This is a genomic window from Mycobacterium sp. SVM_VP21 (assembly GCA_024758765.1).
Lineage (GTDB): Bacteria > Actinomycetota > Actinomycetes > Mycobacteriales > Mycobacteriaceae > Mycobacterium > Mycobacterium heraklionense_C.
Genome location: CP101406.1, coordinates 2,476,281 through 2,499,937, shown reverse-complemented (window position 1 = coordinate 2,499,937; position 23,657 = coordinate 2,476,281). Strand labels below are relative to the sequence as shown.

21 protein-coding genes and 1 other RNA gene are annotated in these 23,657 nt (G+C 68.0%); 12 read left to right on the top strand and 10 right to left on the bottom strand.

The window, feature by feature from the left end:
• Position 1: 1 nt before the first annotated feature.
• The 4 genes from NM962_11445 to NM962_11430 are packed head-to-tail and all read right to left on the bottom strand — an operon-like array spanning position 2 to position 2,897.
• Positions 2-862 (bottom strand): LLM class F420-dependent oxidoreductase, encoded by an 861-nt coding sequence (locus NM962_11445; GenBank protein ID UVO14680.1) that lies wholly within the window; start codon positions 860-862, stop codon positions 2-4.
• A gap of 28 nt (positions 863-890) precedes the next feature.
• Positions 891-1,727, bottom strand: a complete 837-nt coding sequence (locus NM962_11440) for an SURF1 family protein (GenBank protein ID UVO10669.1) — start codon at positions 1,725-1,727, stop codon at positions 891-893.
• Positions 1,727-2,221, bottom strand: coding sequence for a low molecular weight phosphotyrosine protein phosphatase (locus NM962_11435; GenBank protein UVO10668.1), 495 nt, complete (start codon positions 2,219-2,221; stop codon positions 1,727-1,729). The genes NM962_11440 and NM962_11435 overlap by 1 nt, the downstream gene beginning before the upstream one ends.
• Positions 2,214-2,897 carry an HAD-IA family hydrolase gene (locus NM962_11430; GenBank protein ID UVO10667.1) on the bottom strand — a complete coding sequence of 228 codons (684 nt, stop codon included), beginning with the start codon at positions 2,895-2,897 and terminating at the stop codon, positions 2,214-2,216. Before NM962_11430 ends, NM962_11435 begins: the two co-directional genes overlap by 8 nt.
• A 61-nt stretch (positions 2,898-2,958) precedes the next feature.
• Here NM962_11430 and NM962_11425 point away from each other — a divergent pair, with 61 nt between their 5' ends.
• The 3 genes from NM962_11425 to NM962_11415 are packed head-to-tail and all read left to right on the top strand — an operon-like array spanning position 2,959 to position 5,943.
• Complete coding sequence (locus NM962_11425) at positions 2,959-4,092, top strand: Nif3-like dinuclear metal center hexameric protein (GenBank protein ID UVO10666.1); 1,134 nt, start codon at positions 2,959-2,961, stop codon at positions 4,090-4,092.
• Positions 4,089-4,823 (top strand): C4-type zinc ribbon domain-containing protein, encoded by a 735-nt coding sequence (locus NM962_11420; protein UVO10665.1) that lies wholly within the window; start codon positions 4,089-4,091, stop codon positions 4,821-4,823. The genes NM962_11425 and NM962_11420 overlap by 4 nt, the downstream gene beginning before the upstream one ends.
• Before the next feature lie 25 nt (positions 4,824-4,848).
• A complete protein-coding gene (locus tag NM962_11415) occupies positions 4,849-5,943 on the top strand; it encodes a bifunctional RNase H/acid phosphatase (protein UVO10664.1) in 1,095 nt (364 codons plus the stop codon).
• 15 nt (positions 5,944-5,958) lie between these two features.
• Here NM962_11415 and NM962_11410 read toward each other — a convergent pair whose 3' ends face one another.
• Positions 5,959-6,534, bottom strand: a complete 576-nt coding sequence (locus NM962_11410) for an XRE family transcriptional regulator (protein ID UVO10663.1) — start codon at positions 6,532-6,534, stop codon at positions 5,959-5,961.
• A 112-nt stretch (positions 6,535-6,646) separates the two neighbouring features.
• On the opposite strand from NM962_11410, the gene NM962_11405 reads away from it, so the two are divergent.
• Together NM962_11405 and NM962_11400 are read left to right on the top strand one after the other, a co-directional pair.
• On the top strand, positions 6,647-7,606 hold the full coding sequence (locus NM962_11405; protein ID UVO10662.1) for an NAD(P)/FAD-dependent oxidoreductase: 960 nt from the start codon (positions 6,647-6,649) through the stop codon (positions 7,604-7,606).
• Positions 7,603-8,244, top strand: a complete 642-nt coding sequence (locus NM962_11400) for a class I SAM-dependent methyltransferase (protein UVO10661.1) — start codon at positions 7,603-7,605, stop codon at positions 8,242-8,244. Before NM962_11405 ends, NM962_11400 begins: the two co-directional genes overlap by 4 nt.
• A gap of 10 nt (positions 8,245-8,254) precedes the next feature.
• On the opposite strand, the gene NM962_11395 is transcribed toward NM962_11400, so the two are convergent.
• Positions 8,255-8,968, bottom strand: coding sequence for a 2OG-Fe(II) oxygenase (locus NM962_11395; protein ID UVO10660.1), 714 nt, complete (start codon positions 8,966-8,968; stop codon positions 8,255-8,257).
• An 80-nt stretch (positions 8,969-9,048) separates the two neighbouring features.
• Between NM962_11395 and rnpB the strand changes: the two genes are divergently transcribed.
• An RNA gene (rnpB, locus tag NM962_11390) (RNase P RNA component class A) lies at positions 9,049-9,437 on the top strand.
• 188 nt (positions 9,438-9,625) lie between these two features.
• The gene (locus NM962_11385) at positions 9,626-10,453 is read left to right on the top strand and encodes a hypothetical protein (protein UVO10659.1); all 828 of its coding nucleotides are present in this window, start codon (positions 9,626-9,628) and stop codon (positions 10,451-10,453) included.
• Between the two features lie 114 nt (positions 10,454-10,567).
• Here the strand turns inward: NM962_11385 and NM962_11380 are convergent, their stop codons facing one another.
• Together NM962_11380 and panB are read right to left on the bottom strand one after the other, a co-directional pair.
• A complete protein-coding gene (locus NM962_11380) occupies positions 10,568-11,974 on the bottom strand; it encodes a CYTH and CHAD domain-containing protein (protein ID UVO10658.1) in 1,407 nt (468 codons plus the stop codon).
• 99 nt (positions 11,975-12,073) lie between these two features.
• A complete protein-coding gene (gene panB / locus NM962_11375) occupies positions 12,074-12,925 on the bottom strand; it encodes a 3-methyl-2-oxobutanoate hydroxymethyltransferase (GenBank protein UVO10657.1) in 852 nt (283 codons plus the stop codon).
• Positions 12,926-13,118: 193 nt separating this feature from the next.
• Here panB and NM962_11370 point away from each other — a divergent pair, with 193 nt between their 5' ends.
• From NM962_11370 to NM962_11355, 4 genes are read left to right on the top strand one after another with little or no spacing between them, the layout of a single operon-like run.
• Positions 13,119-14,660 (top strand): alpha/beta hydrolase, encoded by a 1,542-nt coding sequence (locus tag NM962_11370; GenBank protein ID UVO10656.1) that lies wholly within the window; start codon positions 13,119-13,121, stop codon positions 14,658-14,660.
• A 20-nt stretch (positions 14,661-14,680) separates the two neighbouring features.
• A complete protein-coding gene (gene glnA, locus NM962_11365) occupies positions 14,681-16,021 on the top strand; it encodes a type I glutamate--ammonia ligase (protein ID UVO10655.1) in 1,341 nt (446 codons plus the stop codon).
• A 15-nt stretch (positions 16,022-16,036) separates the two neighbouring features.
• Positions 16,037-19,063, top strand: a complete 3,027-nt coding sequence (locus NM962_11360) for a bifunctional [glutamine synthetase] adenylyltransferase/[glutamine synthetase]-adenylyl-L-tyrosine phosphorylase (GenBank protein UVO10654.1) — start codon at positions 16,037-16,039, stop codon at positions 19,061-19,063.
• A 39-nt stretch (positions 19,064-19,102) separates the two neighbouring features.
• Positions 19,103-19,723, top strand: coding sequence for a PaaI family thioesterase (locus NM962_11355; protein UVO14679.1), 621 nt, complete (start codon positions 19,103-19,105; stop codon positions 19,721-19,723).
• A 16-nt stretch (positions 19,724-19,739) separates the two neighbouring features.
• On the opposite strand, the gene NM962_11350 is transcribed toward NM962_11355, so the two are convergent.
• Both NM962_11350 and glnA (NM962_11345) read right to left on the bottom strand, forming a co-directional pair.
• On the bottom strand, positions 19,740-21,137 hold the full coding sequence (locus NM962_11350) for a PE-PPE domain-containing protein (protein UVO10653.1): 1,398 nt from the start codon (positions 21,135-21,137) through the stop codon (positions 19,740-19,742).
• Between the two features lie 424 nt (positions 21,138-21,561).
• On the bottom strand, positions 21,562-22,998 hold the full coding sequence (gene glnA, locus NM962_11345; GenBank protein UVO10652.1) for a type I glutamate--ammonia ligase: 1,437 nt from the start codon (positions 22,996-22,998) through the stop codon (positions 21,562-21,564).
• A gap of 123 nt (positions 22,999-23,121) precedes the next feature.
• Between glnA (NM962_11345) and NM962_11340 the strand changes: the two genes are divergently transcribed.
• Positions 23,122-23,592, top strand: a complete 471-nt coding sequence (locus tag NM962_11340; GenBank protein ID UVO10651.1) for an RDD family protein — start codon at positions 23,122-23,124, stop codon at positions 23,590-23,592.
• Positions 23,593-23,657: the final 65 nt, after the last annotated feature.

Below are 23,657 nucleotides of genomic sequence, written 5' to 3'. Positions count from 1 at the left end.
ATCAGCCCAGTGCCGCGGCCAGCTCCCGCCACTGCTCCCGCGGGAACGCCCGCGGGTCCGCGTCCAGCAGCTGCACGCAGACGTGGTCGGCGCCGGCGGCCTGGTGCTCGGCGACCCGGCTGAGCACGTCCTCCGGGGTTCCCCACGCGATGATCGCGTCGAACAACCGATCGCTGACGCTGGCGATGTCGTCCTCGGAGAAACCCGACCGCAGCAGGTTGTTGGCGTAGTTGGGCAGCGCCAGGTAGGAGGCCAGCCACTTGGTGCCGATCGCACGGGCTTCGTCGCGGCTGGCGCACAAGATCCCCGTCTGCTCGGGCAGCAGCAGCGGCCCGTCACCCAGTTGCTCGCGGGCAAATCGGGTGTGCGCAGGCGTGGTTAGGTACGGGTGGGCGCCGCGGCTGCGGGCGGCGGCCAAGTCGAGCATTTTCGGGCCCAAGGCTGCGAGCACTCGCGACTCGACCGGGACGGGTGCCTCGGCGGCGTCGAGCCCGTCGAGAAACTCGCTCATGGCGTGCAGCGGGCGGCGGTATCGCCCGGGATCCCCGGCATCGATCAGCGGAGCATGGCTGACGCCGATGCCGAGCAGGAACCGGTCACCGTGCGCCGCGGTCAGCGATGCGTAGGACGCCGCGACGTCGGACGGGGTGTGCATCCACAGGTTCAGGATGCCGGTGGCGATGACCGCGTTGCGGGTGGCGGACAGCAGGTTGCCCACCGCGTCGAACACCGGACCGCCGACGTCCGGGATCCATAGCACCCCGAAGCCCAGTTCCTCCAATTCGGCAGCCGCTTCGGCGGCCTCGCCCTGGTCGCCGTAGCGCAGCGGCGCACTCCAGATCCCGACACCCGAGATGTTCACCATCGCCCCAGGATGGCATAGCGGTGGTCTACCGGCGCCGGCCGTAGCGGTCGGTGAGCTTCTGCTCGACGGTCATCGGCGGCGCCGGTTCGTCGTCGCCCGCCTCGGGCTGGGTCTGGGCGCGCTCTTCCCGGCGTGCCCGCAGCTCGGCGAACGCGAAGTACCCCAGACCTATTGGCGCCAGGATGCCGAAGGCAATCCACTGAATCCCGTAGGACAGGAACGGCCCGGCATCCCGGCGCGGCAGCGCGATCACGCCCAAGCCGCCGGGCTGGTCTTCGACGAGCTGCAGGTAGGACCCGGCCAGCGGGGTTTCGGTGGCCGCGGCCACCTGCGCGGTGTTGATCGAGTACACCTGGCGAAAACCGTTCTCGGTGAACGGGTTCTTGCCCGGGATGGCGCCTTGGGAGTCACGCAACCGCGCGGTGATAGTGACTTCGGTGTCCGGTGGTGCCGGAATGTCCGGCAGCCGCGAGCCGCCGTCGTCGGTGCGCACGAAGCCGCGATTCACCAGCACGGTTGGCCCACCCTTGACCGCGAACGGTGCCAGCACCTCCACCGCCGGCACTCCGTCGATGACGCGCAGCCGCACCAGCACCTGCTTTTCGGCCAGGTAGTGCCCGGTGGCGGTCACCGGCCGCCACTGCTCGTCCGGCGCGGACGAATCCTGGTGCGGCAGCAGCGTGGTCACCGGCACGGGTTCGGCGGTCAGCGCGTGCTCGAGTTGGCTGTTCGCGCGAGACGTGGTGGTGTTCTTGCCCAGTTGCCAGGGCGCCAACACGGTGAAGCACAGGTAGGCGAAGCCCAGCACCACCGCCGCCAGAGCCAGCCAGCTCGGGCGCAGCAGGAAGGCCAGGCGTCGCATCAGCCGCTCTCGCCCAACGCCAGCTGCCCGTCGACCCAGGCGTGCAGGCCCGGCAGTGCTGCCGCGATGACGGTGAACGCCTGCACGAAGTCGTCGTGGCCGCCGTAGTACGGGTCGTCGACGTCGGGCACCGCCGCTCCTGAGCGCGGGTCGAAGGACCGCAGCATCCTAATCCGTTCGGCCGGAATGCCCAGTCCTTGCAGCAGCCCGACATGGTTGCGTCCCAGCGCCACCACCAGGTCCGCGGTCTCGTGGTCGGGGCCGACCTGGGCGGCGCAATGCTCCACGGGGTAGCCGTTGTCGCGCAGCACCCGGTTCGTGCGTTCGTCGGCGCCCTTGCCCACGTGCCAGTCCGCGGTGCCGGCGCTGGTCACCCGCACGGTGCCGCCCAGTCCGCGCTGCGCGAGCTGGTGGGCGAACATCTTCTCGGCCATCGGCGAGCGACAGATGTTGCCGGTGCAGACGAACGTGACATGCAGCATCGGCTCAGACACCGAGTACCTCCCGTAGTTCGGTGACGGTCTGCACACGGGCGAGCGGGCCGTCGGGGGAATTAAGACCGGCGTCGGCGGTGTCCGCATAGTCGCCTCGGCCGTAGCCCCAGCCGACCAGCACCGTGTCGATACCGTGCGCGGCCGCACCGTCCACGTCATGGCGTCGGTCGCCCACCATCAGTACCCGCGCGGGCAGCGGCGCCAGCTGAGCCAGGGCATGGGCCACCACGTCGGGCTTGGCGGCCCGGGTGCCGTCGACGCTGGCGCCGGCGATCACCTCGAAATAACCGTCGAGGCCGAAATGCGCGAGGATCTTGCGCGCGGTGGGCTCCACTTTGGAGGTGGCCACGGCCAGCCGGACCCCGGCGGCTCGCAGGTCGCGCAGCAGCGCGGCGACGCCGTCGAACATGGTGTTCATCTGCCATCCGCGGCTGGTGTAGTCGGCGCGGTAGGCGGCGACCGCCGCCTCGGTCTGTTCGCCGAGGCCCATCGCCGCCAGGGTGTGGTGCATAGGCGGGCCGACCAGCCGGGCAGCCAGATCACCCTCGGGAATCGGCGCGCCGATGTGCGCCAGTGCGTGCTGGAAGCTGGCGACGATCCCGGCCGCGGAGTCGGTCAAGGTGCCGTCGAGGTCGAAGATCACCAATTCGGCGGCGGCGGTGCTTGTGCGCGTCACGCGTCCATTGTCCCCGACGTGCGCGGAGAGCTCGCTGGGTGGCGCACTACTGTCTTGCAGTGTGACCGCGCGGCTGGCTGACGTCATTGACGTACTGGATGCGGCCTACCCGCCCGGGCTGGCCCACTCCTGGGACTCGGTCGGGCTGGTCTGCGGTGACCCCGACGACCTGGTGAGCTCGGTGACGATCGCGGTCGATGCCACCTCGGCGGTGGTCGACGAGGTGCCCGACGGCGGCCTCCTGCTGGCCCACCATCCGCTGCTGCTGCGCGGGGTGGACACCGTGGCGGCCAGCACGCCCAAGGGCTCGTTGGTGCACCGGCTGATCCGGACCGGTCGCGCGCTGTTCACCGCCCACACCAATGCCGACGCGGCCTCGCCCGGGGTCTCCGACGCGCTCGCGGCAGCGCTCGGGCTGACCGTGGAGTCCGTGCTGGAGCCGGCGGGCCCACGCGCCGACACCGACAAATGGGTGATCTACACCCCGCCAGCGCACGCCGAGGCGGTCCGGGCCGCGGTGTTCGCGGCGGGTGCGGGTCACATCGGTGACTACGCGCAGTGCAGCTGGAGCGTGCCGGGCACCGGCCAGTTCCTGCCCGGTGACGGTGCAACGCCCGCGATCGGACGAGTGGGCGAAGTCGAGCGCGTTGCCGAGGACCGCGTCGAAGTGGTGGCCCCGGCGCGGGTCCGCGGGGCGATTCACGCGGCGCTGCTGGCCGCTCACCCGTACGAAGAACCGGCGTTCGACATCTTCGCGTTGCAGCCGCTGCCCGCCGGGGTGGGGATCGGCCGCATCGGCAGTCTGGCAACCCCGGAGCCGTTGAGCGCGTTCGTCGCCCGCGTCGCTGCGGGCCTGCCGGCCACCTCGTGGGGTGTGCGCGCCTCGGGGGATCCCGACGTGGCGGTGTCGCGAGTGGCGGTCTGCGGCGGCGCCGGAGATTCCCTGCTGGATGCCGCGGCCGCCGCCGACGCACAGGTCTACGTCACCGCGGACCTGCGCCACCATCCGGCTGACGAGCATTCCCGCCGGTCTGCGATGGCGCTGGTCGACGTGGCCCACTGGGCCAGTGAATACCCGTGGTGCGCGCAAGCCGCCGACGTACTCCGCTCGCATTTCGGTGCGACGCTGCCGGTGCGTGTCAGCACGCTGCGCACCGACCCCTGGAATCTCGCGCTCGAAGGAGACCGGCCATGAAGGCTGAAGAAGCACAGCAACGTTCACTGCTGGAACTGTCGGAACTCGACGCTGAACTGGCCCGGATGGCTCACCGCGTCGGGCATCTGCCGGAGCAGCAGGAGCGCGAGCGGATCCAGGCCGAGCACACTGCGGCCGCCGACCGGCTGGCCGCGCTGGAGCTGGCCTTGGAGGACTTGGACGCTCAAGCCGGGCGCTTGGAGTCGGAGATCGACGCCGTGCGCCAGCGTGAGGACCGCGACCGCGCGTTGCTGGATTCGGGCCAGGTCAATGCCAAGCAGGTGACCGATCTGCAGCACGAGGTGGAGACCCTGCAGAAGAGGCAGTCGAGTCTGGAGGATTCGCTGCTGGAGCTGTTGGAGCAGCGTGAGCAGCTGCAGACCCAGGCCAGCGCCGAAGCTGGGGTGCTGGAGCGGCTGGCTGCCGACCTGGCCCGAGTGCAGGAGACGATCGACACCGCCTTAGAGGACATCGAGACCACCCGCGGACAGCGTTCGGGCAGCCGCGAACGACTGGCCGCCGAGATCGACGCCGAGCTGTTGGCGCTCTATGAGCGGCAGCGCGCCTCGGCGGGAGTCGGCGCGGGGCTGTTGCGCGGGGGCCAGTGCGGCGCCTGCCGGATCGAGATCGACCGTGGCCAGCTAGCGAAGATCTCGGCAGCGGAGCCCGAAGAGGTGCTGCGGTGCCCGGAATGCAACACGATCCTGCTGCGGGTCAAGAACTTCGGTTAGTGTGCCGGCCGGTGAAGGTAGCGGGATGAAAGTCGTAGTCGAAGCCGACGGCGGGTCGCGGGGAAACCCGGGCCCGGCCGGCTACGGCGCGGTGGTGTGGTCCGCCGATCGTTCCGAAGTGCTCGCCGAGGCCAAGGATGCCATCGGTGTCGCCACCAACAATGTCGCCGAATACCGGGGTCTGGTAGCCGGATTGACCGAAGCGGCCCGGCTGGGCGCGGCCGACGTCGCGGTGTTCATGGACTCCAAGCTGGTGGTCGAACAGATGGCCGGTCGGTGGAAGGTCAAGCATCCGGACCTGGTCCCACTGCACCGGCAGGCTCGCGAGTTGGCGTCGAGGTTCGACCATGTCCGCTACTCCTGGATTCCGCGGGAGGAGAACTCCCACGCTGACCGGCTGGCCAACGAGGCGATGGACGCTGCCGCGGGCATCGATGATCCTGCCCCGAAGTCGGCGGAAAAGGCCCCCACGCCCGTGCCCACGGCTCCCGGTTGGACCGGCGCGACGGGAACGGCGACTCGGCTGTTGCTGCTGCGGCACGGGCAGACCGAACTGTCGGTGAACCGCCGCTACTCCGGACGCGGCAACCCGCCACTGACCGACACCGGCCGGCAGCAGGCCGATGCGGCGGCGCGCTACCTGGCCCAGCGCGGCGGTATCGCCGCGGTCATCAGCTCACCGCTGCAGCGCTGCCGCGACACCGCCGAGGCGGCGGCGAGACTGCTTCAGTTGGACGTGACCGTCGATGAGGGCCTGACCGAAACCGATTTCGGGGCCTGGGAGGGCCTGACCTTCGCCGAGGCCGCCGAGCGTGATCCCGAACTGCACCGGCGCTGGTTGAAGGACACCTCCACGCAGCCCCCCGGCGGAGAGAGCTTCGACGCCGTGCAGCAGCGGGTGCTGGCCGCGCGCGACCGAATCGTCGCCGAACACGGCGGGTCCACGGTGTTGGTGGTGTCGCATGTGACACCGATCAAGACCGTGCTGCGCCTGGCACTGGACGCCGGCCCCGCCATCTTGTACCGGCTGCACCTGGACCTGGCGTCGCTGAGCATCGCCGAGTTCTACGGTGACGGGCCCGCGTCGGTGCGCCTGGTGAATCAGACGGCGTACCTGTAGTCGCTGGCCCGCGCGTCAGTCGTGCAGGTGCACGCGTTCGCCGTGGGTTCCGAAGATCACGATGGCCTCGGCCGGGCCGTCGACGGCGCCGAACCAATGCGGCGTCCAGGTGGAGAACTCGACCGCCTCACCGGGCCCGATCAAGAAATCGTCGTCGCCCAGCACCAGCCGAAGCCGGCCGGACAACACGTACATCCACTCGTGGCCTTCGTGCACCGGCAACTCGGCGGGGCGTCGACGGCGCATCCCGACCCGGATCTTGAAGGCATGTAAGCCCCCGGCCGGTCCGTGCCGGGTCAGTGGCCAATAGGTGATGCCGTTGTGGCTGTGCGAGGTACCGCGCACCCGCGGGTCTTGGTGGTGCGGTGCGCGCAGCAATTCGTCGGTGCTGACCGACAGCGCCTCGGCCAGCCGGGGCAGATGGTCCAGCGCCAGGCGTCGCTTGCCCGATTCCAGCCTGCTCAACGTCGAGACGTCGATCCGGGCGCGCGTCGCCACGTCCTCCAGGGTCAGCCCCTGCTGGGTGCGGAGTTCCCGCAGTCGACGCCGCACCCGCAGATCTACGCCACCATCGTCAGTGCTTGCCTGCATAGCAATCCAGGTTGCCAGTATCTTCGGTGGGACGGCAAGTATCCGACCCGCTGCGTTTGCCTGAATAGCAAACGAGCGTGCTGTTTTGCGATTCGGCCTGCATGCTCGATGCATGAGCGAAATCTGGGACTGCATCGTGGTGGGCGGTGGCGCGGCCGGACTCAGCGCGGGTCTGGTGCTGGGCCGAGCCCGGCGTCACACCTTGCTGATCGACGCGGGCCAGCAGAGCAACCGCAGCGCGTACGGAATCGGCGGCCTACTGGGCCACGATGGCCGCCCGCCGGTCGAGCTCTATCGGCTCGGCCGGGACGAACTCGCCTCGTACGGTGTGCAGATCCGCGCCGGTGAAGTGGCAGACATCGAAAGCGTCGACGGCGAGTTCGTGGTGCGGCTTCTCGGCGGTCGCGACGAACGAACACGCCGCGTGCTGCTGGCGACCGGAATGGACTACCTCCCGCCGGATCTTCCCGGCATAGCGGAACTGTGGGGCCGTTCGGTGTTCCACTGCCCGTTCTGCCACGGCTGGGAAGTGCGGGATCTGCCGTTGGCGGTGCTGGCCGACGGTGCCCGGGCCGTTCACCTGGCTCTGCTGCTGCGGTGCTGGAGCGACGACATCGTGGTACTCACCGAAGGTGCGGCCGAGTTCGGCGCAGACGACCGCACCCGACTGGCCGGTGCCGGCGTCCGGGTAGACGAACGGCCGGTGGCGGCGCTGGAGGCGCACGACGGCGAGCTATCGGCGGTGGTGTTCGGCGACGGTGAGCGATTGCCCCGGCGCGGGCTGCTGGTCGCGGCGGCCCTGCGGCAACGCGATCACCTGGCCGAGCGCCTCGGTGTGGCAGTCGCGGAGCCCGGTCCGGTGGCCCACGACCCGGTCGGTGTGGATCCGTTGTGCCGCAGCTCGATTCCCGGGGTCTTTGCCGCGGGAGACCTGACGGGGGAGATGCCGCAGGTGGCAACCGCGATCGCGGCGGGGTCCCGTGCCGCGGCGGCGGTGGTGCAGAGCCTGGCCGCCGACGATTACGGACTGCCGATGCCGCCAATCATGAACGGAAGGAACACAGACCGATGACCGACGCACTGCGCGACCCGCGCGAATACTGGGACGAGTTCTACGGTGGCGATGCTCCGGTCTGGAGCGGGCAGGTCAACGCTGTGCTCGCCGAGATCACCGCGGACCTGGCGCCGGGCCGGGCATTGGATCTGGGCTGCGGTGAAGGGGCCGACGCGATCTGGCTAGCCGAAGACGGCTGGCAGGTGGTTGCGGTCGATGTCTCGGCCAACGCGCTGGAGCGGGCCAGCGCCGCGGCTCAAGAGCGCCAGGTGATCTCGCGGATCCGCTTCGAGCGCCATGATCTGTCCACCAGCTTCCCCGTCGGCCGCTTCGACTTGGTATCGGCGCAATTCCTGCACTCGCCGGTGCAACTGGACCGCGAGGAGGTGCTGCGCCGGGCGGCCGAAGCCGTGGCGGTGGGCGGCCGACTGCTGATCGTCGACCACGCCGCCGCGCCGCCGTGGGCCGGCGAGCACGTCCACGAGCATCACTTCGCCACGGCCGAGGAGGTACTGGCCGGGTTGGGCCTCGATGACGCGCAGTGGGAGCTGCTGCGGCTCGGGACTGCCGACCGCGACGCCGTCGGGCCCCACTGCCAGACCGGAGTGCTGACCGACAACGTGATCCTGTTGCGGCGCATCGGTCCCACGGACTAAGCGGCGTCTTTCAAGCGGCGTCGTGAAAGATCAGCCCCAGTGTGAAGCGCTCACCCGAGCGGATCGGTGAGACACCGTGGCGCACCGGCGCCGTCGACCAGCCGCGGGTGGAGCGCACCGGGCGATCGCGGGTGGTGAACACATAACCGTGGCCTTGTGGCAGCTGTACGGCCACGCCCCGAGACTGCGCACGCGGGCGCTGCTCGACGAGCAGGAACTCGCCCCCGGTGTAGTCGACGGCTGGGTCGCTGAGGTTGATCACCACCTGTAGTGGAAACACCAACTCGCCGTAGAGGTCCCGGTGCAGCGCGTTCCAGTCACCGGGGCCGTAGCGCAACATCAGGGCGGTCGGTTTGGTCTGACCGGCCCGGTGGCACTGTTCCAGCCACTCGTCGAAGTCGCCGGGCCAGGGCGCGTCGCGGCCCAGCCGGGTCGCCCAGTCCCGGGCGATCTGCAGCAGATGCGGGTACAGCGCCCGCTTGAGCGCATCGACGGGATCGGGTGTCGGTGCCGCGAAATATCGGTACTGCCCGGACCCGTAGCGATGGCGCTGCATGTCGACGGTGGCGCGGAAGCGCTCGTCGTCGGCGTAGCAATGCCGCAGCCGCGCGGCTTCGGCGACCGTCAGCAGCCGCGGTAGCAGGGCTCCGCCGTACTCATCGAGCTCGGCGGCGACGGCATCCCAGTTGCCGGCAGCCACCCGGCGCTCCCAGCGCGTCGTCATCACTAGAGTGTGCGCCGGCCGCGCTGCCTTTGCGTCGGCTGGTCTGCACGCATGCTTGACGGTACGGTGTTCAGCGCGGACGAGTTGGCCGGGCGGCCGCGGCGCGCGTAAAAGCGGGTCGAGGAAAGTCCGGACTTCATAGAGCAGGGTGATTGCTAACAGCAATCCGAGGTGACTCGCGGGACAGTGCCACAGAAAACAGACCGCCACCGCAAGGTGGTAAGGGTGAAACGGTGCGGTAAGAGCGCACCAGCGTTCCGGGTGACCGGGACGGCTTGGTAAACCCCACCCGAAGCAAGGCCAAGAAGGCCGCATTTCGGTGCGGTCGCGCAGGTGTTTGAGGGCTGCTCGCCCGAATCTGCGGGTAGGCCGCTTGAGGTACCCGGCGACGGTGTACCCAGATGGATGGTCGCCGCCGCACCGCGTAAGTGGTGCGGAACAGAATCCGGCTTACAGGCCAACTCGTCCGCCTTAAAGCACTGGCCGAATGTCCAGGCGGCCGGCGGCGTCCCGGTACGCAGGAGTACGCGGCAACACCGCCCAACGGCCGGTCGGTAGCCCGCCGATTGGTTTCGCGAAATTCAGCCTGCGCTGTCTGCACATTGGCATACGATCCGGTGTATTTGCTGCACAATCACGAGGCTGGGTGATTTGGATATGGGTCTGCGTGACATCTTGCGAAAATTGCAGCAAGTCGAGCCGGCGAAAGAGCCGCAGTGCGAGTATCAGTCGGATGTCGAGGTAGCGGGCGAGGCCTATCACGCCGAGGCCTTTGCGGCGATCTTTTGCACGGCGGACCGACCTGGGGGCGGAGTTATTGTCCGCACCGCGACGCTGGTTCCTGAGCCGGAAAACCCCTTTGACGACACCGCGGTTGCGGTCTACATCGAAGGCCTGCGTGTGGGCTACGTTCCGCGTGCCGATGAGGCGACCAAATCGCGCGCTATCGCCGCATCCATCGACGATAAGAACCTTGACGTCTTGGCCCGTGTCTGGGCGCGGAATGACAATGGAGCTTGGGTATCGAGGGTAACCCTGTCGTTCTCAGGTGAGACGGAACCCGAGTGGTCGTATGCCGTGGAGCAAGACGATTTGTACCCCGACGACGATTTCCGCGATGTCGAGGTTATTGGCGAGTCGAACCACCGTGAATCGTTCGCCGAGATTTTTGGCAGGGCAGGGTGGCCGTTTGGTGGTGTCCTCATGCGGAACGCCGCGCTGATACCAGACCCGGAACACCCCTTCAGCAATGAAAAGATCGGGGTCGCCGTCGCAGTTCACGTCGAAGGGCTGGTTGTCGGCTATGTGCCACACGGCGATTTGAGTACGAAGAAGCGGGCCTGGAATAGCCACGCCACGGGCAAGCACTTCATCGTTCCGGTTCGCATTTGGGCGCGCAACGACGATGGAGTTTGGCGGGCCAGGGTGACGTTGTCCTTTAGCGGACTGACAGAGGATGAATGGCCGTACGTCGATTCCGGCTAGGAGCAACACGACATCCGATCGAAGTGCTGTTTCCCAATTGTGTGCGTTGTGGAGCCTTACCACGGCTCGGAATTGTTGGCCGTGGCGCCGCGCCAGCCGTGGTTGTAGCGAGCCTTACCGAACCACCCGCTCAAGCTTGCGCAGCGCGGGCCGCAACGCCGCCCGGCTCCGCGCGGCGAGGTCGACTTCGCGGGCATAGAGCAGCCCGTAGGTGAAGGTGTCCTCGCCGGCGGCCGCCGCCGCGTCGGCCTGCTGCAGCAGATGTTTCCGGCTGACCACGCTGTCCTGGTGGTCGCCGAGCAGGGTCTGAATGGTCTTCGCTCGCTTGGCGATCTTCTTCTTGTTCGCTGCTGCGGCCGCGTAGCGCAGTCGCTTGGCGGCCTTGCGGATCCGGTGCAGTGCTGCGTCGCGGTCGGCGGCCGTCTTGGCGGCCTTCACGGCCTTGCGCAGCCGCCGGTAGGCGATGTCCACGGTGGCGTACCGTTCGGCGGCCGGAGCGCTGACCAGATCGTCGAGCCCGTCGAGCAGCCGGAAGTACCGCGGGGAGCGCATCGCGGCCAGGCTGCGCCGCCGCCCCGTCTCATAGCGGCGCAGCGAACCGTCGACCAGCCGTTCGCTCACCGGCCCGCGGACCAGCTCTGGTGTCAGTTCATCGAGCGCCTGCTGATAGCGCTGGGCCAGGACCTCGGCGTCGCGGGCGACACCCAGGACGGCGCCCAATTCCTGCAGTTCGTCGAGCAGCGGGGCGTGGGCCGTCTCCTCGCCCTGCAACAGGCTGCGGATCCGCCGGATCGTCACCCGCATTTGATGAACCGCGTCATCGGCGTCGGCGCGCACCGCGCGATCGGCGACCAGCAGTTGGTCGATCTGCTCGGCCAGCGCCCGATGCAGGCGATCGGTCGGGTGCGCGGGCGCCGCCGGCGCACCGAGCACCCGGGCCAGTTTGGAGCCGTAGCCGGCCGGCCCGGCGCCGGTGTCGAGCAGCCGGTTGCTCAGTCGGTCCAGCAGCTCAAGGTCCCCGCTGCCCAGTTCCAGTTCCCATTCCCTCCAGTGCTGTTCGGCGTCACCGTCGGCCGACGCGGTGACCTGGTCGTCGCAGAACTCGGCCAGCACCTCACCGTGATCGTCTCGCAGCACCACCACGCGGCGGGCGGTACGGATTTGTGCCACGGGCGCCAGCGGCCGATCCCTGACGATCGCCCTCACCACATCGAGCAGTTCGTCCGGAACCTCCGGGCCCAGGGGTGTGCGCACCTCGGTGCGGGTATCGAGGCCGGCAGGAAGCTTCAGGTGCCAGCCGGCGTCGGGACCGCCGGTGCGCCGGCGCAACGTGACTCGCCGGGCCGCCAGGTCGTGCGCGGGTGTATCGAAGTAGACGGCCGCAAGGTCCTGTGCCGGCACCTGCTCGACGTGGGCGACCCCGGCGATACCGTCGAAGGACGGCGAGATCGCCTCTGCGTCAACGTCGAACTTGCGTTCCACCTCGCGAAACCGAGAGGTGCTCGGGTTGGTTGCAGACACGGCATCCAGCCTGTCACATCCGGACCGCCCGGACACGGCGGTTTAGCGAGGCTCGCCGGAGGCGAGGCGACGCTGGAACCGCCGCATGAACATGGCGTTCTAGAAGCAGTGCTCCTCGGCCGGGAAAGTGCCCGCGGCTACCTCTGACGCGTACTGCTCTGCGGCACGGCGCAACTCGCCACCCACGTCCCCGAAGCGCTTGACGAAGCGGGCGGTCTTGCCGGTGGTCATTCCGGCCATGTCCTGCCACACCAGAACCTGGGCGTCGCAGTTGGGTCCGGCGCCGATCCCGACGGTGGGAATGGTCAGCTTTCCGGTGATCTGGGTGGCCAGCTCGGCGGGCACCATCTCCATCACCACCGCGAACGCACCCGCTTCGGCCACCGCGATCGCGTCGTGGATGGTCTGCTCGGCGGCGTCACCGCGCCCCTGCACCCGGTAGCCACCGAGGGTGTTGACGCTCTGCGGGGTGAACCCGATGTGCGCCATCACCGGGATGCCGGCCGCGGTCAGCGTGGCGATCTGATCGGCCACCCGCTCGCCGCCTTCCAGCTTGACCGCGTGCGCGCCGCCCTCCTTCATGAACCGGGTGGCGGTGGCCAGCGCCGCCGCCGGCCCGCCTTCATAGGAGCCGAACGGCAGATCCGCAACCACCAGCGCATGCGGTGCGCCACGAACCACCGCACGGACCAGCGGGAGCAGTTCGTCGATGGTGATGGCGACGGTGGTGTCGTAGCCATAGACCACGTTGGCCGCCGAGTCGCCGACCAGCAGCACCGGGATGCCGGCGTCATCGAAAATACGGGCCGAGGAGTAGTCGTAAACCGTGAGCATGCCCCATTTGCGGCCCTCGTTCTTCATCTGCAGCAGATGATGGACGCGGGTCTGCGGTGCAATGCGGGCGGGGCCAGGGCTGGAAACAGGCGAAGCGCCATAAACGTGCTCAGACATCGTTGTCCCTCGAATTGGTCGGGTCGATCCTCGAAGCCCGTAACTCGGGTCCCCGGGTCGTCTGACATGCCCAGTGTGCCACCTGACGCGGTGCAGCTGAACCTCCGGGCGCAGTGGATTTCCTCACACCGCCACGCGCACAGCGCAGCAGGTGGCCGGGCTTGCACGGGCGTGCATGGCAGCATGTGGTGTCATGAGCTCGCCGACGCGCCGCGACAGGATGACGCGCACCGCCCTGACCTGCCTCGCTATTGCGGTGGTGGCATTCACCGTCGGCAGCTGCACCCGAATGACGCCGGGCCACGCGGTGCTGGCCGTCCCGCGGGTCGGCCAACCGGTCCAATGGGACAAGTGCCGGTTCACCGCCGACACCAACATCAAGGTGCCCGCCGACGCCCAGTGCGGCTTCATCGGAGTTCCGGTGGACTACTCCAAGCCGCAGGGCGCCGTCGCCCGGCTGGCCATGATCCGATTCCCTGCCACCAAGGACAAGATCGGCTCGTTGGTGATCAACCCGGGCGGGCCGGGGGAGTCGGGAATCGAAACCGCGGTTGGCCTGGTCAGCTCGCTGCCGCGTCAGGTCCGTGAGCAGTTCGATCTGGTCGGGTTCGACCCGCGGGGAGTGGCGTCGTCACGGCCGGCGGTCTGGTGCAACTCCGACAAGGAGAACGACCGGCTGCGGGCCCTGAACCAGGTCGACTACAGCCCCGAGGGCGTGGCGCGCATCGAGAGCGAGACCAAGGAATACGTCGAACGCTGCCTGGAGAAGACCGGCAAGGAATTCCTGGCCAACGTCGGCACCGTCAACGTCGCCCGCGACCTCGACGCGATCCGCGCCGGGTTGGGCGACGACAAGCTGACCTATCTCGGCTATTCCTACGGCACCCGGATCGGCGCGGCCTACGCCGAGGCCTACCCGCAGAACGTGCGCGCGATGATCCTGGACGGCGCGGTGGACCCCAACGCGGACCCGATCGAAGAGGACCTGCGGCAGGCGCAGGCATTCCAGGGCGCGTTCGACGACTTCGCGGCCGACTGCGCCAAAGAAGCCGAATGCCCGCTGGGCACCGATCCGGCCAAGGCCGTCGACGTCTATCACAGCCTGGTCGACCCGCTGGTGGACAAGCCCGCCAAGACCAAGGACCCGCGCGGGCTGAGCTACAGCGATGCGATCGTCGGCACCATCATGGCCCTGTACTCGCCGACGTTCTGGACGCACCTCAACGACGGCCTGTCCGATCTGGCCGGCGGTCGCGGCGACATCATGCTGAGCCTGGCCGACCTCTACATGCGCCGGGACGCCAACGGCCACTACACAAACGCCACCGATGCCCGGGTCGCGGTCAACTGCGTCGACCAGCCGCCCGTCACCGACCGCGCCAAGGTGATCGAGGAAGACCGGCGTTCGCGCGAGGTGGCGCCCTTCATGAGCTACGGAAAGTTCACCGGCGACGCGCCGCTGGGCACATGTGCCTTCTGGCCGGTACCGCCGACGACTGAGCCGCACGCCATCTCGGTGCCGGATCTGCCGCCGACGATGGTGGTCTCCACGACTCGCGACCCGGCCACCCCATACCAGGCCGGTGTGGACTTGGCTAAGCAGCTGGGCGGGGGCCTGCTGACGTTCAACGGAACCCAGCACACCGTGGTATTCCAGGGCAACGAATGCGTGGACCGATTCGCCACGCGATACCTGGTCGACGGCACGTTGCCGCCAACCGATGCTAAGTGCTGAGCGCTGATACGCTTCGCGGTATGGACCGTCAGAAGGAGTTTGTGCTCCGCACGCTGGAGGAACGCGACATCCGTTTCGTCCGGCTTTGGTTCACCGATGTACTCGGTTATCTGAAATCAGTCGCGATCGCCCCGGCGGAACTTGAGGGCGCCTTCGACGAAGGCGTGGGCTTCGACGGCTCGGCGATCGAGGGTTTCGCCCGGGTCTTCGAATCCGACATGGTCGCTCACCCGGATCCGTCGACATTCCAGCTGCTGCCGTGGGTCTCCGACGCCGGCCGGCAGTACTCGGCGCGGATGTTCTGCGACATCACCATGCCGGACGGTTCGCCGGCTTGGGCGTCGTCGCGCCATGTGTTGCGTCGGCAGCTGGCCAAGGCCGGGGAACTGGGTTTCGCCTGCTATGTGCACCCCGAGATCGAGTTCTTCCTGCTGGAGCCCGGTCCCTACGACGGGAGCACCCCGGTTCCGGCCGATGACGCCGGCTACTTCGACCAGTCGATCCATGGTTCGGCCGCCAATTTCCGCCGGCACGCGATCGACGCGCTGGAGTCGATGGGCATCTCGGTGGAGTACAGCCACCATGAGAACGCTCCGGGCCAGCAGGAGATCGACCTGCGCTACGCCGACGCGCTGTCGATGGCCGACAACGTGATGACGTTCCGCTACCTGATCAAAGAGATCGCGCTCAAGGAGGGTGTGCGGGCGTCGTTCATGCCCAAGCCGTTCCGCGAGCACGCCGGTTCGGCCATGCACACCCACATGAGCCTGTTCGAGGGCGAAGTCAACGCCTTCCACAGCCCGGACGACCCGCTGCAGCTGTCCGTCACCGCCAAGTCGTTCATCGCGGGGATTCTCGAGCACGCCAACGAGATCAGCGCCGTCACCAACCAGTGGGTGAACTCCTACAAGCGGCTGATCCACGGTGGGGAAGCACCTACCGCGGCTTCCTGGGGCGCCTCCAACCGCTCGGCGCTGGTGCGGGTGCCGATGTACAGCCCGCACAAGACGTCGTCGCGGCGTATCGAGGTGCGTAGCCCGGACTCGGCATGCAACCCCTACCTGGCCTTCGCGGTGCTATTGGCCGCCGGTCTGCGCGGGGTGGAGCAGGGTTACGAACTCGGCCCGGAGGCCGAGGACAACGTCTGGGCATTGACTCCCGAGGAACGCCGGGCAATGGGCTACAAGGAACTGCCCGGCACCCTGGAGCGTGCGCTCAGCGAGATGGAGAACTCCGAGCTGGTCGCGGAAGCGTTGGGGGAGCAGGTCTTCGATTTCTTCCTGCGTAACAAGCGTCAGGAGTGGGCGAACTACCGCAGCCACGTGACCCCCTACGAGCTGCAGAACTACCTGTCGCTGTAGGGCCTCCGACGCCTCATGGCCTATCCCGGAGCTCAGCGCCGCAAGCTGCCCAGCGTCGGGCGCCTGGGTCTGGTCGACCGGTACGCCGCAGCAGACCTGACCGCGCTGGGCTGGTACAGCGCGTATACCCAACCGCACGTCGACGTGCTCTGGGCGCTGTCGCGCGCTCCCGACGCCGACCTCGCGCTGCGCACCCTGATCCGGTTGTCCGAGGCGCCGGGCATCGACTGGGCCGAGCTGAGCGCAGCGCTCATGGCCGATCGGGGACTGCGCGGGCGTCTGTTTGCGGTGCTGGGATCGTCACTGACGCTGGGGGATCACCTGATCACCCATCCGGAAACCTGGAAGTTGTTGGCCAGTCCGGTCGACTCCGACGACTACTCGATCACGCTGCCGTCAGCGGCTGAGCTGCGCGCGATGTTCACCGACTGCGTTGCCGCCACCACCGATGGCGCCTACATCGATCGGCTGCGAGCGTTGTACCGCGACCGGATGCTGGTGTTGGCGTCGATAGACCTGGCGCCCACCGTCGAACAGCTGCCAGCCCTACCCTTCGTGGCGGTCGGCGAGCATCTGGCCGACCTGGCCGACGCCGCGCTGGCGGCCGCGCTACGGGTGGCCGAACTGCAGGTCTGCGGCCCCGACGCCGGGGCCGACGTGCCGCGGATTGCCGTGATCGCCATGGGCAAATGCGGTGCGCGGGAACTGAATTACGTCAGCGACGTCGACGTCATCTTCGTCGCCGAGGAAGCCGACGCGGCGAGCAGCCGAGTCGCCGGTGAGCTGATGCGGGTGGCCGGCGAGGCCTTCTTCGAAGTGGACGCCGGGCTGCGGCCCGAGGGCCGGCACGGCGCGCTGGTGCGAACCCTGGAATCACACATCGCCTACTACCAACGGTGGGCCAAGACCTGGGAGTTCCAAGCGCTGCTCAAGGCGCGCGCGGCCGTCGGCGACGCCGAATTGGGCCGGGCCTACATCGAGGCACTGCTGCCGATGGTCTGGACCGCCTGCGAGCGTGAGGATTTCGTCGCCGACGTGCAGGCGATGCGTCGCCGGGTGGCGCAGCTGGTACCCGCCGAGATCCGGACTCGCGAGATCAAGCTGGGCTCCGGGGGACTGCGCGACGTGGAGTTCGCCGTGCAGCTGCTGCAGCTGGTGCATGGCCGCAGTGATGAGTCATTGCATGTGGCATCCACGGTCGATGCGCTGGCGGCCTTGGGTGCCGGCGGCTACATCGGCCGGGAAGATTCGGCCGATCTGACCGCCTCCTACGAGTTCCTGCGACTCCTGGAACACCGGCTACAGCTGCAGCGGCTCAAGCGCACCCACATGCTCCCGCCGCCCGATGACGACGAGGCACTGCGCTGGCTGGCGCGCTCCGCGCATGTCCGCCCGGACGGCCGTCACGACGCCCTGGGCGTCCTTCGCGAAGAGCTCAAGGCGCAGAACCGGCGGGTGTCGCGGCTGCACGCCAAGCTCTTCTACCAACCGCTGCTGGAGGCCGTCGGCCCGGCGGGACTGGAGCTGGTCGGGGGACTGACTCCCGGTGCCGCGGAACGACAGCTGGCGGCACTCGGATACGAGGCGCCGCACAACGCTCTGACCCACCTGGGTGCGCTGACCAACCAGAGCGGTCGCCGGGGCCGGGTGCAGGCGGTGCTGCTGCCCACCCTGCTGTATTGGCTGTCGGACACGCCCAATCCCGACGCGGGGCTGCTGGCCTACCGGCGGCTGAGCGAGGCGATGGCTCAGCAGCGCTGGTATCTGAGCACGTTGCGGGACAGCAGTGCCGTGGCCAAGCGGCTGATGCGGGTGCTGGGCACCTCGGCCTACATCCCGGAACTGTTGATGCGCTCACCCGACGTCATCCAGGCATATGGCGATGGACCGGCCGGCCCCAAGCTGCTCGACACCGATTCTGACGCGGTGTCGCGGGCGCTGATCGCATCGGCGGGCCGCTACCCCGACCCGGTGCGCGCGATCGCCTCGGCCCGCAGCCTGCGGCGCCACGAATTGGCCCGCATCGCCTCGGCGGACCTGCTGGGCATGCTCGACGTCACCGAGGTCTGCCGGGCACTGACCGCGGTGTGGGTCGCGGTGTTGCAGGCCGCCCTGGACGCGATCGTCCGGGTCAATCTGCCCGGCTCGCCCGATACCGACGCGCAGCAAGCACCGGCGAAGATCGCGGTGATCGGCATGGGCCGACTCGGCGGGCGCGAACTGGGCTATGGCTCGGACGCCGACGTCATGTTCGTGTGCGAGGCCAACGAGAAGGCGACGGGGGTGAGCGACGCCGACGCGGTGCGCTGGGCCACGTCGATCGCCGAGCAGGTCCGGGCGCTGCTGGGCACGGCCAGCGTCGATCCGCCCCTGCAGGTTGACATCAATCTGCGTCCCGAGGGCCGTAGTGGCCCGCCGGTGCGCACGTTGGCCTCCTACGCGGCCTACTACGACCAGTGGGCGCAACCCTGGGAGATCCAGGCGCTGCTGCGGGCGCATTGCGTCGCCGGTGATGTGGACCTGGGCCGTCGTTTCCTGCAGATGGTCGACGCCACCCGCTATCCGCCCGGCGGGGTATCTGCCGACGCGGTGCGTGAGATTCGCCGGGTCAAGGCGCGTGTCGACGCCGAGCGACTGCCGCGCGGGGCCGACCCCAATACACACACCAAACTGGGCCGCGGCGGTCTGGCCGACGTCGAGTGGACCGTGCAGCTGCTGCAGTTGCGCCACGCCCACCGCGTTCCGGCGCTGCACAACACCTCTACGCTGGAAACCCTGGACGCCATCGCCGCTGCCGGGCTGCTCGAAGAAGACGAAGTGGACCGGCTCCGGCAGGCCTGGCTGATCGCCACCCGTGCGCGCAACGCGCTGGTGCTGGTTCGTGGCAAACCCACCGACCAACTGCCCGGGCCGGGCCGCGCGCTGAACGCGGTCGCGGTCGCCGCCGGCTGGCCCGGCGGCGACGGCGGTGAGTTCTTGGACAACTACCTCCGGGTGACGCGGCGGGCGAAGGTCGTCGCGCGCAAGGTATTCGGAGACTGAAGGAGGACCTCTGTGGTGGATTTCCGGGCTCGCTCGAACGTGCCGACGATCAGCTCCGACGAGAGCGGACAGCTGTTGGAGCGCTACGGTCCGCTGGCTCAGGCGGTCCGCGACCTGATCGACGCCACTATCCGCACCCAGGCCGACGATGCCACGGCTCGTGAGGTGACCGCCCAGGTGCAGGAGCTGACCGAGCGGCTTCGTGGCGGAACCCTCAGCGACTCACCGGGTCTGCGCTACGTCGTCGATGGGCGACCACTGGCGTGGGGCAACGCGGTAGTGGGCCTGCGTAACCCGATCGCCCCGCCGCTGGTGATCCAGCACGGGGAGAACGGGCACTGCTGGAGCGACTTTCACCTGGGAGCGGCCTACGAGGGTCCGCCGTCGCTGGTCCACGGCGGGGTCAGCGCGCTGGTCCTCGACCACGTGCTCGGTGAGGCGGCCAGCGACGGCCTGACCAAGCCGCGCTACACCGGCACGATCACGGTGAAGTACCTGCGCGGCACACCTCTGGGGCCGTTGCATGCCGAAGCCTCGATCTACCGCAGGGAAGGCGTGAAAACCTATGCTCGCGGACATATTTCGGACGCCAACGGGGTCACTGTGGAGGCCGAGGGGGTTTTCATTACGCCGTCCTGGGCCCGCGACGGGCTCGAGTGACGCCAACGGCCACCCGTTACAGCGACATCAAGGCCGAAAGCACGCTCAGCGCTCCGATCCCGATGCCCGCGGTGGCCAGCCCCATGTCGGCGGCAATCGGCATCATGACGGCATTGAACAGGTCACCGGAGGCCAGCTCCTGCGCGAACAGACTGATGTCGTAGGCCGGCAAGGTGGTGAACAGGGCGTTGACCAAGTCGGTGATCGGCAGCAGCGTCGAGTAGAGGGTCGACAGGTCGGCGGAGAAGGCATTCACTCCGTCCGAAAAGCTGTCCAGGACTGCCGCACTGTTAGCCAGGGCGTCGGGCAGGCTCGGCAACGAGCCCAGATCGTTGATGAAGTCGTGCCAGCCCTGCTGGACACCGTTGCCCAGCGCCGTGAGGACGTCGCCCAGATCGAGGTTCGGGAACACTCCAAAAGGCGTGGGCAGGTCGGCCGGACCAGGGTCCCAGCCGTGTTCGATGTTGCCGTAGCCCAGGTTGACCAGCACCCGCAGCGCCGGCTGCATCAGATCTGCTAGCGGATCACCCAGGATGGGAACGGCGCGCAGCAACTCCAGCAGCGGCAGGTTCTCGGCGGGAATCATGAAGTAGTCGGTGTTGCCGTCGTAGCCTTCCGACACCGGCAGCAGGACGGACTGGGCGATCTGCTCGTCGGATAGGTAGGGGATGGTGCCGTGAACGAACGCGATGCCCAAGACGGCATTGAGATCGGCCAGGAAGTTGAGCGGGTAACGCGGGAAGTCCGAGAAGCCGTCGTACTCCATGTTGTAGATGGCGGTGTGCCACGGGGTGTCTGACGGGGTGGCCCCGCTGAACGTGACGCCCATGCTCGGGAAGCTCAACGGCGGCAGGCTCGGATCACCGAAGCGTGACAGCAACCCGCCGTTGGGGTTGCTGGGGTCGACCAGTAGGACGAATGACAGCTGGTCGGCAGTCGGGATCTGATCAGCCGGCAGCGCAAGCAGATTGCGCATCTCCAGCGAGGCGATGGTGGAACTCTGCGAGCCGCCCACCACGACGAGGTCGTGGCCCAAGGCGAGCCGCTCCTTGATGGTGGCGTCCAGGATCTGCACCCCCTGCGCCACGGACTGGTCGAGGACCAGCGACTTGACGCCGGTCATCGGGTAGAGGCCTTCCGGGGTGAACAGGGGATGCACCGATTCGACCGGGAAGATCGGCTGGCCAGGGAAGATTGGCGAGGCCGGCATGATGTAGCGCTCGCCGATGGCGTCGATGAGCGCTTGGGAGGGGATCGGGGTCCCGCTGCCACCCATGCCCCAACCCTCGGTGTCGAGCAGGATGACCTGGGCGGAGACTGACGTCGGGCACTGGGCCGAGATGATTGCCGGAGGGGCGATTGCGCCGATCAGCAGCGGTGCCACGGCCAGTGGGAGCAACCTGCGGTCAGACATGGGCGTTCCTTTCGTGGAAAACAAGCCCTTTAGTTGGAAAGCTACTGATCTGGCGATAAATTACAACGAACCGTTTCTAAGTTCAATCACATGTTTTAGGGGTTTGGTAACGCCGGTTACCAGCTCATCGCGTTCGGCATGTAACGCTGCCCCGGCAAACGCCGCCGGCGGAATCAATGTGGCCGCGGCGAAGCGGCAAGAGATTCCGCGATTTGGCCGACCGGTCAGTTAAGTGCCATGTCCGTGAATATGTTTCAGTAGTCGACTAGAACCAGTGTCCGGGGCGCGCCGGTTATGTCGGGGCAGGTTAGTGCGTTTTATCCGGCTCCCGGCAAACACACAGAATTGCGTGGGCAATTCCTGGCTAGGCGGCTTCGTTGTTGGGCGGATCGTGGCCCGAGTCGGCCAGGCTGGTCAGTCCGACTCAGCAGTCGTAGTACAGCGCGAACTCGTACGGGTGCGGCCGCACACTGATCGGGGTGATCTCGTGGTCGCGCTTGTAGCGGATCCAGTTCTCGATGAGGTCCGAGGTGAATACGCCGCCCTCGGTGAGGTATTCGTGGTCGGCCTCGAGGTTGTCCATCACCTCGGCCAGCGTGGCGGGCGCCTGCGGAATGTCGGCGGCCTCATCCGGCGGCAACTCGTAGAGGTCTTTGTCGACCGGGGCTGCCGGCTCGATCTTGTTCTTGATGCCGTCGATGCCGGCCATCAACATGGCTGCGAACGCCAGGTAGGGGTTGCTGGAGGAGTCCGGGCAGCGGAACTCCAGCCGCTTGGCTTTCGGGTTGGTGCCGGTGATCGGGATACGCACGCAGGCCGAACGGTTGCGCTGGCTGTAGACCAGGTTGATCGGCGCCTCGTAGTGCGGCACCAGTCGTTTGTAGGAGTTGATGGTGGGGTTGGTGAACGCCAGCAGTGACGGCGCGTGGTGCAGGATGCCGCCGATGCAGTGGCGCGCGGTGTCGGACAGTCCGGCATAGCCGGCCTCGTCGTAGAACAGTGGCTGGCCGCCCTTCCACAGCGACAGGTGGACGTGCATGCCGGAGCCGTTGTCACCGAACAGGGGCTTGGGCATGAACGTGACGGTCTTGCCGTTGGCCCAGGCGGTGTTCTTGATGATGTATTTGAAGAGCATGACGTCGTCGGCGGCGTGCAGCAGCGTGTTGAACTTGTAGTTGATCTCCGCCTGCCCACCGGACCCACATTCGTGGTGGCCGCGCTCCAGGGTGAAGCCGGCGTTGGCCAGGTTGGTGGTCATGGTGTCGCGCAGGTCGACGTACTGGTCGTTGGGGGCGACGGGGAAGTAGCCACCCTTGGGGCGGGTCTTGTATCCGCGGTTGGCCCGTCCGCTGGCCTCGGTCGGCGAGCCAGTGTTCCACCAGCCCGAATCCGAGTCCACCTCGTAGAAGGTGCCGTTCATCTGCGAGTCGAAGCGCACCGAGTCGAAGATGTAGAACTCGGCCTCGGCGCCGAAGTAGGCGGTGTCGGCAATGCCGGTGCTGGTGAGATAGTTCTCGGCTTTGCGGGCGACGTTGCGCGGGTCGCGGGAGTAGGGCTCGCGGGTGAACGGGTCGTGGACGAAGAAGTTGAGGTTCAACGTCTTGGCGGCCCGGAACGGATCGATCTGCGCGGTGGAGTAGTCGGGGAGCAGCATCATGTCGGACTCGTGGATGGACTGGAAGCCGCGGATCGAGGATCCGTCGAACGCCAGCCCGTCCTCGAACACGCTCGCGTCCAGCGTGGACGCGGGGATCGACAGATGTTGCATCTGACCGGGCAAGTCGCAGAACTGGATGTCGACGTACTCCACGTTCTCATCGGCGACGAGCTTGAGAATGTCGTCGGCCGTCTTGTCGGTCACAGAAGTGTTCTCCTCCGCTGGTCGCCCCGGTCGGACGCTGAGGTTGCCGGTGCTGACGTTACGCAATCGCGGCCCGACCCTGCGACGCCGGGTCGGATTCGCCGCCCGCCTATCGTAGGGAACATGAGCCGCACCTTCTCCTCGTGGCTGTCCGGGCCGGAGTCTGCCGGACCCAGCCGCCCCGACGACGCCCCGGGACAGGGCCTGGGTTTGCCGTCCAGCGGCCCCGGTTCTCTGGCTCCGATGGGGCGCCGCATGGCGGCCCTGGCCCTCGACTGGATGGTGGGCTACGGACTGGCCGGCCTGGGCGTGGCGGCGGGCCTGGTGACCCCGGAATACCTGGCAACCGTGGTGCTGGGGATCTGGCTGGTCCTCGGAGTGGCCGCGGTGCGGCTGTTCGGTTTCACGCCGGGCCAGTACGCCTGCGGGTTGCGGGTGGTCCCCGTCGACGGCCCCGGCCTGGGCGTGGGCGTCGGTCGCGCCGCAATCCGCGGATTGTTGATCGCGCTAGTGATACCGCCCTTGTTCGCCGACGCCGACGGCCGTGGCCTGCAGGACCGGGCCACCGCGACCGCCGTGGTGCGCAGCCGCTGAACCTCTGACTGCCGCATTGAGTCTGCGTGTACGGCGCAAAAGTGCGAGTAGCCTCCGCCGTCAGC

What these genes read in the sequence shown, in the direction of transcription:
- NM962_11440 (UVO10669.1), bottom strand. Translation starts at nt 1,727, where the DNA reads ATGCGACGCCTGGCCTTCCTGCTGCGCCCGAGCTGGCTGGCTCTGGCG.
- NM962_11420 (UVO10665.1), top strand. Translation starts at nt 4,089, where the DNA reads ATGAAGGCTGAAGAAGCACAGCAACGTTCACTGCTGGAACTGTCGGAA.
- NM962_11415 (UVO10664.1), top strand. Translation starts at nt 4,849, where the DNA reads ATGAAAGTCGTAGTCGAAGCCGACGGCGGGTCGCGGGGAAACCCGGGC.
- NM962_11410 (UVO10663.1), bottom strand. Translation starts at nt 6,534, where the DNA reads ATGCAGGCAAGCACTGACGATGGTGGCGTAGATCTGCGGGTGCGGCGT.
- NM962_11405 (UVO10662.1), top strand. Translation starts at nt 6,647, where the DNA reads ATGAGCGAAATCTGGGACTGCATCGTGGTGGGCGGTGGCGCGGCCGGA.
- NM962_11400 (UVO10661.1), top strand. Translation starts at nt 7,603, where the DNA reads ATGACCGACGCACTGCGCGACCCGCGCGAATACTGGGACGAGTTCTAC.
- NM962_11395 (UVO10660.1), bottom strand. Translation starts at nt 8,968, where the DNA reads ATGACGACGCGCTGGGAGCGCCGGGTGGCTGCCGGCAACTGGGATGCC.
- NM962_11385 (UVO10659.1), top strand. Translation starts at nt 9,626, where the DNA reads ATGGGTCTGCGTGACATCTTGCGAAAATTGCAGCAAGTCGAGCCGGCG.
- panB (UVO10657.1), bottom strand. Translation starts at nt 12,925, where the DNA reads ATGTCTGAGCACGTTTATGGCGCTTCGCCTGTTTCCAGCCCTGGCCCC.
- NM962_11370 (UVO10656.1), top strand. Translation starts at nt 13,119, where the DNA reads ATGAGCTCGCCGACGCGCCGCGACAGGATGACGCGCACCGCCCTGACC.
- glnA (UVO10655.1), top strand. Translation starts at nt 14,681, where the DNA reads ATGGACCGTCAGAAGGAGTTTGTGCTCCGCACGCTGGAGGAACGCGAC.
- NM962_11360 (UVO10654.1), top strand. Translation starts at nt 16,037, where the DNA reads ATGGCCTATCCCGGAGCTCAGCGCCGCAAGCTGCCCAGCGTCGGGCGC.
- NM962_11350 (UVO10653.1), bottom strand. Translation starts at nt 21,137, where the DNA reads ATGTCTGACCGCAGGTTGCTCCCACTGGCCGTGGCACCGCTGCTGATC.
- NM962_11340 (UVO10651.1), top strand. Translation starts at nt 23,122, where the DNA reads ATGAGCCGCACCTTCTCCTCGTGGCTGTCCGGGCCGGAGTCTGCCGGA.